Origin of the sequence: Streptomyces sp. NPDC050560 (assembly GCF_044457285.1) — a bacterium.
Lineage (GTDB): Bacteria > Actinomycetota > Actinomycetes > Streptomycetales > Streptomycetaceae > Streptomyces.
The window spans coordinates 22,766-38,996 of sequence record NZ_JBITGT010000002.1 but is presented as its reverse complement, the minus strand read 5'-3'; the positions used below and the strand labels follow the sequence as shown (position 1 = coordinate 38,996).

Below are 16,231 nucleotides of genomic sequence, written 5' to 3'. Positions count from 1 at the left end.
TGACCGGCCCGCGCGGGAGGGAACACCCCCAGGTCACACCGGCTCGGTGAACGTGCGAAGGCGGCGGGACGACGGTCTCGTCCGAGCGGCCGAGCCCACAGTTGCGCGGACGGGGCCGGGCGTAGGCTCGACCCGGGCGGCGCGCCGCCCGCCCCGCCAAGACCGCGACGCAGACGTAAAGGAACGCCATGGAGCTAGGTCTCATCGGCCTCGGCAAGATGGGCGGCAACATGCGTGAGCGCATCCGCCGCGCAGGCCACACCGTCATCGGCTACGACCGCAACCCGGACGCCGCCGACGTCGGCAGCCTCCAGGATCTTGTGGGCCGGCTCCAGGCGCCCCGCGTGGTGTGGGCCATGGTCCCCGCGGGCGCCGCCACCCAGTCCACCATCGACGAGCTGGCCGAGCTGCTCTCCCCCGGCGACGTCGTCGTCGACGGCGGCAACTCCCGCTGGACCGACGACGAGAAGCACGCGGTGGAGCTGGGTCTCAAAGGCATCGGCTTCGTGGACTGCGGCGTCTCCGGCGGCGTCTGGGGCCTGGAGAACGGCTACGCGCTCATGTACGGCGGCGACACCGAGCACGTCCAGAAGGTCCAGCCGGTCTTCGACGCCCTCAAGCCCGACGGCGAGTTCGGCGCCGTGCACGCGGGCAAGGTCGGCGCAGGCCACTTCGCGAAGATGGTCCACAACGGCATCGAGTACGCGATGATGCAGGCGTACGCCGAGGGCTGGGAGCTGCTGGAGTCCGTCAAGTCGGTCACCGACGTGCGCGAGGTCTTCCGCTCCTGGCAGGCGGGCACCGTCATCCGCTCCTGGCTGCTCGACCTCGCGGTGAACGCGCTCGACGAGGACGAGCACCTTCAGGAGCTGAAGGGCTACGCCGACGACTCCGGCGAGGGCCGCTGGACCGTGGACGCCGCGATCGACCACGCGGTGCCGCTGCCCGCGATCACCGCGTCGCTCTTCGCCCGCTTCGCCTCCCGCCAGGAGGACTCGCCCCAGATGAAGATGATCGCCGCGCTGCGCAACCAGTTCGGCGGGCACGCGGTCGAGAAGAACTGATCCACACCCTGGGGAGGGCGGCGCACGGCCATGCACCTCACGCATCTGTCGCTCGCGGACTTCCGCTCGTACACCAGGGCAGAGATACCGCTCGGGCCCGGCGTCACCGTCTTCGCCGGGCCCAACGGCCAGGGCAAGACCAACCTCGTCGAGGCCGTCGGCTACCTCGCCACCCTCGGCAGCCACCGTGTCTCGTCCGACGCCCCCCTGGTGCGGGCGGGCGCCGAGCGCGCCGTGGTGCGCGCCGCCGTCCGCCAGGACGACCGGCAGCAACTGGTCGAGCTGGAGCTGAACCCCGGCAGGGCCAACCGCGCCCGCGTCAACAGGGCCGCGGCCTCCCGCCCCCGGGACATCCTCGGCATCGTGCGCTCCGTGCTGTTCGCGCCCGAGGACCTGGCCCTGGTGAAGGGCGACCCCTCGGAGCGCCGCCGCTTCCTGGACGAACTCGTCACGGCGCGCTCCCCCAGGATGGCCGGGGTGCGCGGCGACTACGACCGGGTGCTCAAGCAGCGCAACACCCTGCTGAAGTCCGCGGCGCTCGCCCGCAGGCACGGCGGGCGCTCCATGGACCTGTCCACGCTCGACGTATGGGACCAGCACCTCGCGCGCACGGGCGCGGAACTCCTCGCGCAGCGGCTCGACCTGATCGCGGCGCTCGCCCCGCTCGCCGACAAGGCGTACGAGCAACTGGCCCCGGGCGGCGGCCCCGTGGCCCTTGAGTACCGGTCGTCGGCGCCCGGCGAGGCGCAGCGCCGCGAGGAGCTGTTCGAGCAGCTCTCGGCCGCGCTCGCCGGTGTGCGGGGCCAGGAGATCGAGCGCGGCGTCACCCTGGTCGGGCCGCACCGCGACGACCTCGTCCTCAGGCTCGGTGACCTGCCCGCCAAGGGGTACGCGAGCCATGGCGAGTCCTGGTCCTGCGCGCTGGCGCTGCGGCTCGCCTCGTACGACCTGCTGCGCGCCGAGAGCCCGTACGCGACGCCCGAGCCCGCGCCGGGCGAGGGGCGCCGCAGCGGCGAGCCGGTGCTCGTCCTCGACGACGTCTTCGCGGAGCTGGACAGCCGCCGCAGACAGCGGCTCGCGGAGCTGGTCGCCCCCGGCGAGCAGGTGCTGGTGACCGCCGCCGTCGAGGACGACGTGCCCGCGGTGCTCAGCGGCACCAGGTTCCGGGTCGCCGACGGCGCGGTGGAGCCCGGATGAGCGCGCCCCCGCCGCCGGACGGCGAGCGGCCCGGCGAACCGGCGGCCGGGGCGGCGGACGGCGCCGCGGGTCCCGCCGAGGCGGCCGGGCTCTCCGGCGTGGACCTCGCGAGGGTCGCGCTGCGGGCCGCCAAGGAGCGCGCGAAGGAGCGCGGGGAGCTGGCGAAGCAGCGCACCCAGGCCAGGCGCGGCGGCGGCCTCAGGTCGGGCGCCCGCGCGGACGGGCGCGACCCGGTGCCGCTGGGCGCCGCCATCAGCCGGCTGATCACCGAGCGCGCCTGGGAGACCCCGGCCGCGGTCGGCGGCGTCATGGGCCGCTGGCCGGGAATCGTCGGGGAACAGCTCGCCGGGCACTGCGTCCCGGTGAGCTACGACGAGGCGCCCGACGCGCGCGTGCTCACCGTGCGCTGCGACTCCACGGCCTGGGCGACCCAGGTGCGGCTGCTCGCGCCCCGCCTCGTGGCGCGCATCAACGAGGAACTGGGCCACGGCACCGTGAGATTCCTCAAGGTCCAGGGGCCCCAGGGCGGCCCCCACCAGGGCTTCGGCAGGCTCAGGGCGCCCGGCAGCAAGGGCCCGGGCGACACCTACGGATGATCCTTTCCCGTGCCCGCGGCGGCGGTAGCTGGGGGTTGACGCCCCGAAGCGCTGAGTGCCGCTGTGAGCCTCTTGGGGGCCCAGGCCGAATATGGGGAGTCGGTAGCGGCCGGTTCAGGGCGGCACATGCGGACTCAGGTACCGGCAAACCCCCATCGCACTCGGCGCTACCGGTAGACTGAGCGGGAAATCCTGTCCCGTCGTGGAGAGAGTCACGGGGGAACGGACGGAACGACCGTAAACGATCAACGCACGATCATCGTGCGATCGCCAAACGCTCAAGGAGCGATCACGTGGCGATCAACCGATGGCGGGCGAACGATCGCCGGGCGCTCCTTCCGGTGGCAGGGCCGAGCCACACCGACCGCACCAGCAGAGACACCAGGTCCGAACGAGATCAGAAACAGGCGATCAGCGGGCGAACACCGCCACCACCACGCATACGACGAGTACGACGAGTAGCACCACGCACCACCGAGCAAGGCCGACCCAGGCCGGTCCGGCTTGTCAGGGCATACCAAGGCTTACCAACGCACCACGCCGCAGCCGCTCCGGCCACTGCCGGGACCCTGGTTGTGCTGTGCCAGAAAGGGCGCTTCGTGGCCGACTCCGGCAACCCCATCGAGAACATCCCCACCCCCGCGACCGGCGGGCTCGCAGCGGGCTCCCCGGCATCCCCCGAGGGCGCGTCCTACGACGCCAGCGCCATCACCGTCCTCGAAGGGCTCGACGCGGTACGCAAGCGGCCCGGCATGTACATCGGCTCCACAGGGGAGCGCGGTCTGCACCACCTCGTCCAGGAGGTCGTCGACAACTCGGTCGACGAGGCGCTCGCGGGGCACGCGGACACCATCGACGTAACGATCCTCCCGGACGGCGGCGTGCGCTGTGTGGACAACGGCCGCGGCATCCCCGTGGACATCGTCCCCTCGGAGAAGAAGCCGGCGGTCGAGGTCGTGCTGACGGTGCTGCACGCGGGCGGCAAGTTCGGCGGCGGCGGCTACGCGGTCTCCGGCGGTCTGCACGGCGTCGGCGTCTCCGTGGTGAACGCGCTCTCGACCCGGGTCTCCGTGGAGATCAGGCGGGACGGCTACCGCTGGACCCAGGACTACAAGCTCGGCGTCCCCACCGCCCCCCTCAAGCGCAACGAGGCCACCGAGACCACCGGCACCACCGTCACCTTCTGGGCGGACCCGGACGTCTTCGAGACCACCGACTACTCCTTCGAGACGCTGGCCAGGCGCTTCCAGGAGATGGCGTTCCTCAACAAGGGCCTCACCATCAGGCTCACCGACGAGCGCGCCTCCGCGAAGGCCACCAGCGGCGCCGACGCCGGCGAGGCGGTCGACGAGACGGCAGCCGAGGCGCGCACGGTGACGTACCACTACGAGGGCGGCATCGTCGACTTCGTGCGCTACCTCAACTCCCGCAAGGGCGAGGTCGTCCACGAGACCGTGATCGACATGGAGTCGGAGGACGCCGACAGGCTGCTCTCCGTCGAGGTCGCCATGCAGTGGAACAGCGGCTACAGCGAGGGCGTCTACTCCTTCGCCAACACCATCCACACCCACGAGGGCGGCACCCACGAAGAGGGCTTCCGCGCCGCGCTCACCAGCCTGATCAACAGGTACGCGCGCGACAAGAAGCTGCTGCGCGAGAAGGACGACAACCTCACGGGCGATGACATCCGCGAGGGCCTGACGGCGATCATCTCGGTGAAGCTCGGGGAGCCCCAGTTCGAGGGCCAGACCAAGACCAAGCTGGGCAACACCGAGGCCAAGACCTTCGTCCAGAAGGTGGTCCACGAGCGCCTGACCGACTGGCTCGACCGCAACCCCAACGAGGCCGCGGAGATCATCCGCAAGGGCATCCAGGCCGCCACCGCCCGGGTCGCCGCCCGCAAGGCGCGCGACCTCACCCGCCGCAAGGGCCTGCTGGAGACCGCGTCGCTGCCCGGCAAGCTCTCCGACTGCCAGTCGAACGACCCGACCAAGTGCGAGATCTTCATCGTCGAGGGCGACTCCGCCGGCGGCTCCGCGAAGTCCGGGCGCGACCCGATGTACCAGGCGATCCTGCCCATCCGCGGCAAGATCCTCAACGTCGAGAAGGCCCGTGTCGACAAGATCCTGCACAACCAGGAGATCCAGGCCCTGATCTCGGCCTTCGGCACCGGGGTGCACGAGGACTTCGACATCGAGAAGCTCCGCTACCACAAGATCATCCTGATGGCGGACGCCGACGTCGACGGCCAGCACATCAACACCCTGTTGCTGACCTTCCTGTTCCGCTTCATGCGGCCGCTGGTCGAGGCCGGCCACGTCTTCCTGTCCCGCCCCCCGCTCTACAAGATCAAGTGGACCAGGGACGACTTCAGTTACGCCTACTCGGACCGCGAGCGCGACGCGCTGATCGATCTTGGCCGCCAGCAGGGCAAGCGCATCAGGGACGACTCGGTGCAGCGCTTCAAGGGCCTCGGCGAGATGAACGCCGAGGAGCTGCGGATCACCACCATGGACCAGGACCACCGCGTCCTCGGCCAGGTCACGCTCGACGACGCCGCCCAGGCCGACGACCTCTTCTCGGTCCTCATGGGCGAGGACGTCGAGGCCCGCCGCCAGTTCATCCAGCGCAACGCCAAGGACGTCCGCTTCCTCGACATCTGAGCAGGTCGACGACTCCGGAGCCGGTCGACGACCGATGCGAAGAGTCCGAAAGGATTGAGTTACGGCAATGGCCGACGAGAACCCCCCCATGACGCCCGGCGACGGCGAGGGCGACGAAGCACCGGACGCCGCGGGCCTCGCGCTGCGGGTCGAGCCCGTCGGGCTCGAGACCGAGATGCAGCGCTCGTACCTCGACTACGCGATGTCCGTCATCGTCTCGCGCGCACTGCCCGACGTACGGGACGGCCTCAAGCCCGTCCACCGCCGGGTGCTGTACGCGATGTACGACGGCGGCTACCGGCCGGAGCGCGGCTTCTACAAGTGCGCCCGCGTCGTCGGCGACGTCATGGGCAACTACCACCCGCACGGCGACTCCTCGATCTACGACGCGCTGGTCAGGCTGGCGCAGTCCTGGTCGATGCGGATGCCGCTCGTGGACTCCAACGGCAACTTCGGCTCCCCGGGCAACGACCCGGCGGCGGCCATGCGCTACACCGAGTGCAAGATGGCGCCGCTGTCCATGGAGATGGTCCGCGACATCGACGAGGAGACCGTCGACTTCACGGACAACTACGACGGCCGCTCCAAGGAGCCGACCGTCCTGCCGTCCCGCTTCCCGAACCTCCTGATCAACGGCTCCGCCGGGATCGCGGTCGGCATGGCGACCAACATCCCCCCGCACAACCTGCGCGAGGTCGCCGACGGCGCGCTCTGGTACCTCCAGCACCCCGAGGCGTCCCACGACGAGCTGCTCGAAGCCCTCATCGAGCGCATCAAGGGCCCCGACTTCCCCACCGGCGCCCTCGTCGTCGGCCGCAAGGGCATCGAGGAGGCGTACCGCACCGGGCGCGGCTCCATCACCATGCGCGCGGTCGTCGAGGTGGAGGAGATCCAGGGCCGCCAGTGCCTGGTGGTGACCGAACTCCCCTACCAGGTCAACCCGGACAACCTCGCGCAGAAGATCGCCGACCTGGTCAAGGACGGCAGGGTCGGCGGCATCGCCGACGTACGCGACGAGACCAGCTCGCGCACCGGGCAGCGCCTCGTGATCGTCCTCAAGCGGGACTCGGTCGCCAAGGTCGTCCTGAACAACCTCTACAAGCACACCGACCTCCAGACCAACTTCGGCGCGAACATGCTCGCCCTGGTCGACGGCGTGCCCCGCACCCTCTCCCTCGACGCCTTCATCCGGCACTGGGTGGCGCACCAGGTCGAGGTCGTCGTCCGCAGGACCCGCTTCCGGCTGCGCAAGGCCGAGGAGCGCGCCCACATCCTGCGCGGCCTGCTGAAGGCCCTGGACGCCATCGACGAGGTCATCGCGCTGATCCGGCGCAGCGAGACCGTGGACGTCGCGCGCGGGGGCCTGATGGGCCTGCTGGAGATCGACGAGATCCAGGCCAACGCGATCCTGGAGATGCAGCTCCGCCGCCTCGCCGCCCTGGAGCGCCGCAAGATCGTCCAGGAGCACGACGAACTCCAGGCGAAGATCGCCGAGTACAACCAGATCCTCGCCTCGCCGGAGCGCCAGCGCGGCATCATCAGCGAGGAGCTGACCGCGATCGTCGAGAAGTACGGCGACGACCGGCGCTCCATGCTGGTCCCCTTCGACGGCGACATGTCCATGGAGGACCTGATCGCCGAGGAGGACATCGTCGTCACGATCACCCGCGGCGGCTATGTCAAGCGGACCAAGACCGACGACTACCGCTCCCAGAAGCGCGGCGGCAAGGGCGTGCGCGGCACCAAGCTGCGCGAGGACGACATCGTCGACCACTTCTTCGTCTCCACCACCCACCACTGGCTGCTGTTCTTCACCAACAAGGGCCGGGTCTACCGCGCGAAGGCGTACGAACTGCCCGACGCGGGCCGGGACGCCCGCGGCCAGCACGTGGCGAACCTGCTCGCGTTCCAGCCGGACGAGTCCATCGCGGAGATCCTCGCCATCCGGGACTACGAGGCGGCCTCCTACCTGGTACTCGCCACCAAGGGCGGCCTGGTGAAGAAGACCCCGCTGAAGGACTACGACTCCCCGCGCTCCGGCGGCGTCATCGCCATCAACCTCCGTGAGACGGACGCCACGCAGACCGGGCACGACAGCTCGCCCGACGAGCTGATCGGCGCCGAACTGGTCTCGTCCGACGACGATCTGCTGCTGATCAGCAAGAAGGCGCAGTCGATCAGGTTCACCGCCACCGACGAGGCGCTGCGGCCCATGGGCCGTGCCACCTCAGGTGTCAAGGGCATGAGTTTCCGCGCAGGTGACGAACTGCTCTCGATGAATGTCGTCAGGCCCGGTACTTTCGTGTTCACCGCAACCGACGGTGGGTACGCGAAGCGGACCGCCGTCGACGACTACCGTGTCCAGGGTCGCGGCGGCCTCGGCATCAAGGCCGCCAAGATCGTGGAGGACCGCGGTTCGCTCGTCGGCGCGCTGGTGGTCGAGGAAAGTGATGAGATCCTTGCCATCACCCTCGGCGGCGGCGTGATTCGTACGCGAGTCAGCGGGGTCAGGGAGACGGGCCGTGACACCATGGGCGTCCAACTGATCAACCTGGGCAAGCGCGACGCCGTGGTCGGCATCGCACGCAACGCCGAGGCGGGCCGGGAGGCCGAGGAAGTCGAGGGGGAGGCCCCCGAGGACCCGGCCGACCCGGCAGCGGCGGCCGACGACCCGGAGGCCACCGGGACGGACGAGGGCACGGCGCCCGAGGCCGAGTAGCGCGAGGAGTGAATCGCCGTGAGCGGAGCCACGGGCCCCGGAGCAGGACGCACCGGAGCCACCGGTGCCCGGGGCTCCGCCACCGGTTCGCAGAATGACTCTCACCGATCCCAGGGGGGATTGTGACGGACACCCGAGGGGCGCAGGCAGGCCCCGGATACAGCGGCTCCGAGGGGTACGACGCCTCGGCGGGCGGCGCGGGCGGTGCGAACTCCTCGGGGACGCTCCCCGGCGAGCGCAGGCCGGGTCCCCCGCAGGGCCCCTACCACCCGCCGTCGGCCTACCAGACGGCCCCCGGGGGCGTACGCCGCCCGCGCACCGGCGCGCGTACGGTGCCGCGCACCCGCAAGGCCAGGCTGCGCGTCGCCAAGGCCGACCCGTGGTCCGTGATGAAGGTCAGCTTCCTGCTCTCCATCGCCCTCGGCATCTGCACCGTCATCGCCGCCGCGGTGCTCTGGATGGTGCTGGACGCCATGGGCGTCTTCTCGACCGTCGGCGGGACGATCTCCGAGGCCACCGGGTCCAACGACTCCAACGGCTTCGACCTCCAGTCGTTCCTCTCGCTGCCCAGGGTCCTGATGTTCACCGCGATCATCGCGGTCATCGACGTGGTGCTCGCCACCGCCCTTGCCACGCTCGGCGCCTTCATCTACAACCTGTCGGCGGGCTTTGTCGGAGGCGTTGAACTGACCCTCGCCGAGGACGAGTAGCCGTCGGCGCGACAGCAGCCCCGAAGCCGCTGCCCGGGGCCGGGTATTGATTTTGGGACTGACGCGTCCTTGCGCTAATCTTCAGTGGTCAACGCGCAGTGCGCGGGGCTATAGCTCAGACGGTTAGAGCGCTTCCCTGATAAGGAAGAGGCCACAGGTTCAAGTCCTGTTAGCCCCACTCGGACGAGGGCGATCTGTGTTCGCGGGAAGCGCGAACCGGGTCGTCCTCGTCGTTTTTGCTCGGCTGCGCCTCGCGGTGCGGGGGCTTCGCCACCCGCGGCCCCCCTCCCCTTGGGTGCGGGGGCGTTGTTGTCTGCGGGTCCCCATCTGTGGTGAGGGTGTTGTTGGGTGGTCGTTTTGTCTGTCTGGTGCTGGGGCATGGGGAAGGGCCCGGTGACTCCCCCGAGTCACCGGGCCCTTCTGATCCCATGGAGGGGCTTGCCTGGCCGTTCGTTCGGTGGTCGCGCCGGCGCGCGGGTACGCAGGCCGGGGCCGGAGCGGGGTGCGGCGCCGTGGCTGTCCGTGAGGGTGGGCAGCACGGGGGGACCGAGGGCCGACGGGGCGGCCGGTCGGTGCCGTACCGGAAGAAGAACGGCGGAAACTGCGCAGGACTGGACTGTCGAGACTGTCGAGAACTACCGAGGTCTTGCGGGAGGGGCGGTGACGGCCCGGCCGTCTGCGGGGCGCTCCGGGGGTGTCAGCGGCGTACGACGGCGGTGGTGCCGTCGTGCTCGCCCTCCGCGGGGCCGTGCACCGCGGTGCCCTGCCGGGCCGTGTCATGCCGTGCCGCGTACCGGGCGGCGTCCGCCGTCACCGCCAGCGCACCGGCCAGCAGCCCCGAGCCGGAGGCCGAACTGCGGCAGGACGGCGATGAGCCGTGTGCCTCCGCCCTGATGCGCTGCTTCATCGTCGGCGGCAGCGCGCTCCCGTACGGATCGGACCGCGTCGGAGCCGGCAGTGTGTGCGCCGGGATCGCGGCGCGGTCCCCGGCGCCGTCGGCGTTGCCGTTGCAGGACTCGGTCGGCCGCGGAGCGGCGGTGGTGGCGGCTGCCGCGGGGGCGGCGAGCCCCAGCGCGGTGAGCACGGCGACAATGGCGGAGACGAGTGCGGTCCACAGCTTCATGACCCTGGTGCCGGTCATGGCCCCTCACTTTCAGGTCAGGCGATTTGCGTACTTTCCTCATGATGTGTACGAGCCCCGGAGAGTGGTGGACCGACGCCCGTGGCGCGTCGATCTTCAGATGAACAGCACTCGGATGGCCCCACCTGCCGTCATATGACCGAAGTGAGACGCTTGTCGTACTGAGGGGGGTGCCGTCCCCGGCGCTCGCACCGGTCCGCGGATGCGCCGGATCGCCCGCCGAAGGCGCTCTGGAGCCGGAGTTGAGGCGCCCGGCCAGGTCACCGATCGATATCGGTCGGTGTGTATAGTCGGGCGCCAGAAGTCCCCTACGTCAAGGAAAGACGAGGTCGCGCGGTGAAGAAGCTTCTCCTGGTCGCACTGGCCGCCATCGGCGGGCTCCTCGTGTACCGCCAGATCCAGGCGGATCGCGCCGAGCAGGATCTGTGGACGGAGGCGACCGACTCCGTGCCGAACGGTTCGTGAGTCCCACTGAACTGTCTCACCAGGGCCCCTGCCGCGGTTGCGGCGGGGGCCCTGTCGCGTTACGGGGCACGGCCGCGCCCCTGGCCCGTTCCCGGCGCGCCCAGTTCACATAAGTGAACCAGTGACGCCCACCCGCACGGAGCACCCGGAGCCGGGCGCCGTAACCGTCGAGAACAAGACAGATACGGCCCGCGTTCACCGCCCTTGCGGGGACACCGGAGCCCGCGGCGAGGCAGGATGGCCCGCGGGCCCCGCGCCGCCCGACCCCGCACCCGGGCGCCGGGCCCGGCTGGGTCGTGTCGTTTGGATCTTCGTGGGTCAGGGTGCGGCGTCAGATGCGGTGCATCGCAAGGCGGAGGATCGTCCTCGTACTGGGCGTACGTGGACGTTCCGACAACGCGGCGAGGTGCCGTAGCTGGCGTCGCACCCCCGCGAAGATCCGAACGACACGGCCTAGGCAGGACGGGGCAGGGGGCGTGACCGGCGGACATCCGGGGGTGGCGAGTGAAGAGGGGGCCTGGGACGGCGCGCCCGCGTCTGACCCGTACCGCGTCGTCCCTCGTGGCGCTGGCGCTCGGCGCCGCGGCCACGGGCACAGGACCCGCCACGGCGGATGCCGCGTCCCCGTCGTTCCCGTCGTCCTCTTACGCCTTCGCGCGGGGCGCGAAGGCCGTCGAGGGCGCGCAGAGCAGTTCCGGCGCGAAGCGACTGACCCCGGGGGAGACCTACCGCGGCACCCTGGGCGCGGCGGGGGACGCCGGTGGCACCCGCTACTACCGCGTCGACCTCGACGCCAAGGACAACGCGTACGTGTCCTTCACCGCCGTGCCGCCGCCCGGCGCCGCCGTCTCCTACGGGGACGGCATCAAGGTGCACATCCAGGACCGCGACGGCAACGACTGCTCCACGGCGGACGCCGTCTTCGGCGCCACCGAGAGCCCCCGCCCGATCTCCGCCGCCGCCCAGCGCCCCGTGGACCCCGGCAGCGGCAACTGCCAGACGCCCGGCGCCTACTACGCGGTGGTCGAGCGGGTCAGCGGGGGCGGCGGCTCCGGCTCGGGCGGCGGCACCTGGGACCTGGAGCTGCACTACGCCACCGAGCCCGTGCTCAAGGGCGATCCGCCCGGCGCGCCGCCCGACGACAGCACCCCCGCCTCCCCCGCACCGCCGCACGGCGGCCACGGCGAGCGGCGCGGCGGCGCGGGCTTCGGCAGCGCGCGCGGGCTCACCGAGGGCGGCTGGCAGGACCACATCTCGCCCGGGCAGACCCTCTTCTACCGGGTCCCCGTGAACTGGGGCCGGCGGATGTCCGTCGGCGCGGAGCTGGGCAGCGCGCCGGGCGCCGACGACGCGGGCTATGTAGCCTCGGCGCTCGTGGTGTCCGTCTACAACCCGGTACGCGGCCTCGTCGACGACGCGGTGGCGCCCTACTCGGGGTCCCAGCGCACCGCGGCCCCGAAGCCGCTGCCCACGGTGGCGTACGCGAACCGCTTCTCCTCCGACGCCCGGCTCGCCTCCGTCCGGTTCGCCGGGTGGTACTACGTCGTCGTGAACCTCGCCTCCGACGTCCGCGACCGGGTCGGCGACGGGCCCTTCGGGCTGACCCTCGACGTCACCCTGGACGGCTCGTCCCAGGAGGGACCCGGGTACGCGGGCACCCCCGCGCCCGCCGACGAGTTCACCGTCACCAGCGCCGACGAGCGCGAGGCGAGGGCCGGCGGCGCCAAGGCCCCGGGCGGTACGGCGGCGGGCGGCAGCCCGCGCGACGCCCGCTCCATGCGGCTGCTCGCCGCGGGCGCCTTCGGCCTCGGGGTGCTGCTGATGGCCACGCTCGGCCTGTGGACCCTGCTGGCCCGCCGCCGCGCCCGCAGGCTCGCCGCAGCCGCCCCGGCCGCCGACACCGGCGGGCAGCCGGTCGCCGGAGCCCCCGGTGGATACGGCTATCCCCCCGCCTACGGCTCCCAGGAGGGCGGGGGCGACGGCCATACGAGCGGGGTGTACGGGGCCGGGGGCGGCCAGGAGGGCCAGGGCGGATACCGGGGCTGGTGAGCCGCCGGGGCCCGGGGGTACGGAGTCCGGGGGCGCGGGGGCTCAGGTCTGGGTGAGGGCCCAGAAGCCGACCGCGAAGCAGAGCAGCGCCAGCACCAGCAGCGGGACGGCCACCGCACGCGGCGGGCCCGGCCTGCGGGCCGCGGCGGCACGGTGCTGGGGCCCCGCGCCGCGCGGCGCCCGTGGCGCGGCCCCCGCGCCCTGCGCCGCCACCTGCTGGCCCCCGGACGGCTCGGCGCCCGGCAGCACCTCGCCGGACGGGTGGGGCAGGCCGAAGCCGCCGGGAGAGGTGTAGGGGCGGGTGCCGTGCGGCGTCGCGGTGCCGGGGCCCGGGACCGCGTGGGCGGCGGAGGCGAAAGGTGCCGGTGTGGCGGGTGTGTGGGGTGTGGCGGGCGGGACGGATGAGGTGGCCGGGGTGGGAGTGGGAGTGGGGGTCGGTGCGTAAGGAGAAGAAGAGGGGGACCGGGGTGGTGGGGAGGAGGGTGTGGGGGGCTGGGCCGCGGGGGGCGGGGGCAGATGGCGGCCGCCTGAGGGCGGCTGCGCGGGCGGCGCCGGGACCATCGGCATCGACATCGGCATCGGCTGCGGCCCGGCGGCGGGGGTCGCTCCCGGTGCCGGGTGGGGAGGGCCCGAGGCCGCGTGCGGGGAGCCGGGCGCTTGCGGGGACCCGGGCGTCGCTTGTGGGGAGCCGGGTGTTGCGTGCGAGGGCCCCGAGGGGGCTCCTCCGGCGTCGGCGTCCGCGCCGCCCGCGTACGGGGGCGCGCCCTGCCCCGCCCCAGGGCCGCCGCCGTCGGCCCCGGGCGGCGGCGGGAGGTGGAAGCTTCCGGTGTCCGACATCCCGGCAGGGCCACGCCGCTGCGGCTCCTGCCGCCCCGGCGGTGTGCCCGGCGTCCTGCGGTGCCGCTTCAGGGGCCCTTCGGGGCCGTACCCGGCGGGCAGCGGTCCGATCTGGTCGAAGACCTCGATGAGTTCGTCGTCGGGTCCTGGCTCGGGCAGCAGCTCGGCGGCGGCGCGGAGCGCCTTGCGCGCGCCCGTCGCGGTACGGAAGCGGTCCGCGGGGTCGGGGTGCAGCAGGTTCGCCACGACCTGCCACAGCGGCTCGGGGACGTCCTTCGGCGCGGGCGGGGTGCCCTGGGCGGTGAAGCGCTCCACCAGCGCGGCGGCGTCGGGCTTGGCCCCCTGGAGCAGGTACAGCGCCACGAGCCCCACCGCGAAGAGGTCGGCGGGGAAGTCGGGCTCCGAGCCGAGCAGTTGCTCCGGCGCGAAGTAACCGGGCGTCCCCACCACGTAGTTGGTCTCCGTCAGCCGGGGCTCCCCCTTGCGCATCGCGATGCCGAAGTCGGAGAGCCTGAGATGGGGGCGTCCTGTGCCGGTGGCCTCAAGCAGCAGGTTGGCCGGTTTGATGTCCCGGTGCACCACGCCCTCCGCGTGCACCGCGGCGAGCCCGGAGAGCAACTGGTCGAGCAGCGCGCAGACGTAACCGTGCGGCAACGGGCCGTAGTCGCCGATCAGATGGGCCAGCGAACCGCCGGTGACCAGGGCCATGGTGAACAGCACCTTGTCGTCGTCCGCGGCCCAGCTCGCGGGCGCGAGCACATGGGGGTGGTCGATGCGCAGCGCCTGCTCGCGCACGAAGCGCAGCAGTGTGTGGGCGTCGCTCTGCTGGAGGACCTTGGCGGCCACATAGCGCCGCCGCCTGTGGTCCCAGGCGCGCCAGACCGCGCCGACGCCCCCGCGCCCGATCGGGTCGACCAGTTCGTACCGTGCGGCGAAGACCTCACCCATGGCGGTGCGTCGCCCTCCTTCGCGTTGCCGGTGCCGGTGGTGACGGCGGTGGCGTCAGCTCTGGTGCGCCTGGTAGTGGGCGACCGCGTCCGCGGTGCGTCCCGCGCCGTACACCCGCAGGAACTCGGCGAGTTCCGGGTGGCTCGGGGCCAGTGAGTCGGCGGCGTCGATGATGTCGCCCGCGGCCGCGACCGAGCGCAGCAGCGACTGGATCTCCCGCACCACCCGCTTGACCGTCGGCGCGCCGGAACTCGTCGTGGTGCCGCCGGTGTTGCTCAGCACGGAGCCCCCCTGTGACCTCTTGATCTCGTCCATGCGGTCGGTGGCCTCCGCCGCGCTGACGCTCCCGTCGGCGACCTGCCCCGACAGCTCCTGGAGGAGCTGGACCCGCTGCACCACCGCCGGATTGCCGATCTTGGCGCGCTGGCCGCTCATGAGCTGGGAGAGCATGGGCGCCGAGAGGCCGAGGACCCCGGCGAGCCTGGCCTGGTTGAGCCCCAGGTCGTCGATCAGCCTGCGGAAGAGGGCCCCCAGCGGCTCCCCGTACCAGTTCCGCTGTAGCTCCCTGGCTCTCGCCGTCGCTTCCTGCTGTGTGGCATCCATGTGCGTCTCCCCATCGCTTCCCCAAGAACGCCGGGTTCGCTCCAGCGAACCCCGTGCATGGCATCCTACGGAGCGTGGTCGCGCCCGGGGAGCCCAATCCTTTTGCGGGATACGGGGGAAGACCCGGTACGCTGTCCACCGGCACACGGCCCGCCCTCCCCACCCGGCGGCCGACGCCCGAGGGGCCTTAGCTCAGTTGGTAGAGCGCTGTCTTTGCATGGCAGATGTCAGGGGTTCGACTCCCCTAGGCTCCACACCGTTGTCCAGCAGGTCACAGACGTGATGCGGCCCCCCGGGAGACTTCCCGGGGGGCCGTTTCGTATGGCGGGTGCTCCCGGGGGCGGGGGTCGGTTGCGGGGGGATTGTCCTGGTCTGCGTGGGTGGACGAGGGGGGCAATAATCGGCAGGGTGCGTGGTGGACGCCCGCGGGGTGGCCGGGCGCAGGAACGGGGGAGCGCTTCATGGACGAGGGATCGGTCGGAGTCGGCGAGGAGTCGGTCAGAGTCTCGGTGGTGGCGCGCAGCGAGGTGGCGCGCGGGGGGCTCGCGGCCATGCTCGCGCGGGCCGGGCACGTACAGGACTACGCGGTGTTCCGGCCCGAGGAGTTCACCGGGGAGCGGCCCGAGGACGCCATCCAGTTGCTCATACTCTCCAGCGACCTGCTGGCGCTGTGGTGCGGCAACGGCTGCGGGCAGGGGGACGAGGCGTGGGCCGTCGACCTCGCGGCGGTCGTGCGCAGGAACGGGGTCCGGGTCGTCCTGGTGCTGCCGCGCGGTGAGCCGCAGCGCGCCACCGTGCCCTGCGACGGCGTGCTCGACCAGGACACCCTGACCACCGCGGGTCTCGACGAGGCGGTGGTCAGGGTCGCGGGCGGCGAGACGCTGCGTCCTGAGCCGCGGGCCGCGGCCGCGCCGCGGCAGGCCGCGCCCGCCGTGCGCGGCGGGGCCGACGCGTCGCCGCCGCGGCCCAGGGCGCTGCTGACCGAGCGCGAGAAGCGGGTGGTGGAGCTGCTCGCCGAGGGCCTCAGCAACCGGCAGATCGGTGTGGCCCTCGGGGTGTCGGAGCACGTCGCCAAGCGGACCCTCGCGATCGTGCTGTCCAAGCTCGACTGCCCCAACCGCACCCAGGCCGTCGCGGTCGCCCTGAGCGAGGGACTTGTCGGCTCGGGGGAGGCGTTGCGCACGTAGCCGCGGGGGCGCGGGCGGCCATGCGTACGGGGCCGTGTGTACGGGGCCGTAC

General features: G+C 72.2%; 12 protein-coding genes and 2 tRNA genes. 11 read left to right on the top strand and 3 right to left on the bottom strand.

Going from position 1 to position 16,231, the window contains the following annotated elements; all coding sequences use genetic code 11:
* The first annotated feature begins 188 nt into the window (after nt 1–188).
* The 7 genes from gnd to ACIBIW_RS04780 all read left to right on the top strand — a co-directional run bounded on the left by gnd (nt 189) and on the right by ACIBIW_RS04780 (nt 9,127).
* A complete protein-coding gene (gene gnd, locus ACIBIW_RS04810; RefSeq protein WP_399331998.1) occupies nt 189–1,064 on the top strand; it encodes a phosphogluconate dehydrogenase (NAD(+)-dependent, decarboxylating) in 876 nt (291 codons plus the stop codon).
* Between the two features lie 30 nt (nt 1,065–1,094).
* The gene (gene recF / locus ACIBIW_RS04805) at nt 1,095–2,261 is read left to right on the top strand and encodes a DNA replication/repair protein RecF (RefSeq protein WP_399331995.1); all 1,167 of its coding nucleotides are present in this window, start codon (nt 1,095–1,097) and stop codon (nt 2,259–2,261) included.
* Nucleotides 2,258–2,857 carry a DUF721 domain-containing protein gene (locus tag ACIBIW_RS04800; protein WP_399331993.1) on the top strand — a complete coding sequence of 200 codons (600 nt, stop codon included), beginning with the start codon at nt 2,258–2,260 and terminating at the stop codon, nt 2,855–2,857. Before recF ends, ACIBIW_RS04800 begins: the two co-directional genes overlap by 4 nt.
* A 575-nt stretch (nt 2,858–3,432) precedes the next feature.
* Nucleotides 3,433–5,520 carry a DNA topoisomerase (ATP-hydrolyzing) subunit B gene (gyrB, locus tag ACIBIW_RS04795; RefSeq protein ID WP_399331991.1) on the top strand — a complete coding sequence of 696 codons (2,088 nt, stop codon included), beginning with the start codon at nt 3,433–3,435 and terminating at the stop codon, nt 5,518–5,520.
* Nucleotides 5,521–5,587: 67 nt separating this feature from the next.
* Nucleotides 5,588–8,239, top strand: a complete 2,652-nt coding sequence (gene gyrA / locus ACIBIW_RS04790) for a DNA gyrase subunit A (protein WP_399331989.1) — start codon at nt 5,588–5,590, stop codon at nt 8,237–8,239.
* Nucleotides 8,240–8,361: 122 nt separating this feature from the next.
* On the top strand, nt 8,362–8,949 hold the full coding sequence (locus ACIBIW_RS04785) for a DUF3566 domain-containing protein (RefSeq protein WP_399331987.1): 588 nt from the start codon (nt 8,362–8,364) through the stop codon (nt 8,947–8,949).
* 104 nt (nt 8,950–9,053) lie between these two features.
* Nucleotides 9,054–9,127: transfer RNA gene (locus tag ACIBIW_RS04780), tRNA-Ile, on the top strand.
* Between the two features lie 519 nt (nt 9,128–9,646).
* Here ACIBIW_RS04780 and ACIBIW_RS04775 read toward each other — a convergent pair.
* Nucleotides 9,647–10,090 (bottom strand): DUF6344 domain-containing protein, encoded by a 444-nt coding sequence (locus ACIBIW_RS04775; protein ID WP_399331985.1) that lies wholly within the window; start codon nt 10,088–10,090, stop codon nt 9,647–9,649.
* Nucleotides 10,091–10,426: 336 nt separating this feature from the next.
* Between ACIBIW_RS04775 and ACIBIW_RS04770 the strand changes: the two genes are divergently transcribed.
* Nucleotides 10,427–10,555, top strand: a complete 129-nt coding sequence (locus tag ACIBIW_RS04770) for a DLW-39 family protein (protein ID WP_399331983.1) — start codon at nt 10,427–10,429, stop codon at nt 10,553–10,555.
* Between the two features lie 504 nt (nt 10,556–11,059).
* Entirely contained in the window at nt 11,060–12,604 is a 1,545-nt protein-coding gene (locus tag ACIBIW_RS04765; protein ID WP_399331981.1) for a hypothetical protein, read from the top strand.
* 42 nt (nt 12,605–12,646) lie between these two features.
* On the opposite strand, the gene ACIBIW_RS04760 is transcribed toward ACIBIW_RS04765, so the two are convergent.
* Together ACIBIW_RS04760 and ACIBIW_RS04755 are read right to left on the bottom strand one after the other, a co-directional pair.
* A complete protein-coding gene (locus ACIBIW_RS04760) occupies nt 12,647–14,389 on the bottom strand; it encodes a protein kinase (RefSeq protein WP_399331979.1) in 1,743 nt (580 codons plus the stop codon).
* 54 nt (nt 14,390–14,443) lie between these two features.
* Nucleotides 14,444–14,992 (bottom strand): helix-turn-helix domain-containing protein, encoded by a 549-nt coding sequence (locus tag ACIBIW_RS04755; RefSeq protein ID WP_399331977.1) that lies wholly within the window; start codon nt 14,990–14,992, stop codon nt 14,444–14,446.
* 181 nt (nt 14,993–15,173) lie between these two features.
* Here ACIBIW_RS04755 and ACIBIW_RS04750 point away from each other — a divergent pair.
* Nucleotides 15,174–15,246 (top strand) — tRNA-Ala (locus tag ACIBIW_RS04750).
* A 207-nt stretch (nt 15,247–15,453) separates the two neighbouring features.
* Complete coding sequence (locus tag ACIBIW_RS04745) at nt 15,454–16,179, top strand: response regulator transcription factor (protein ID WP_399331975.1); 726 nt, start codon at nt 15,454–15,456, stop codon at nt 16,177–16,179.
* Nucleotides 16,180–16,231: the final 52 nt, after the last annotated feature.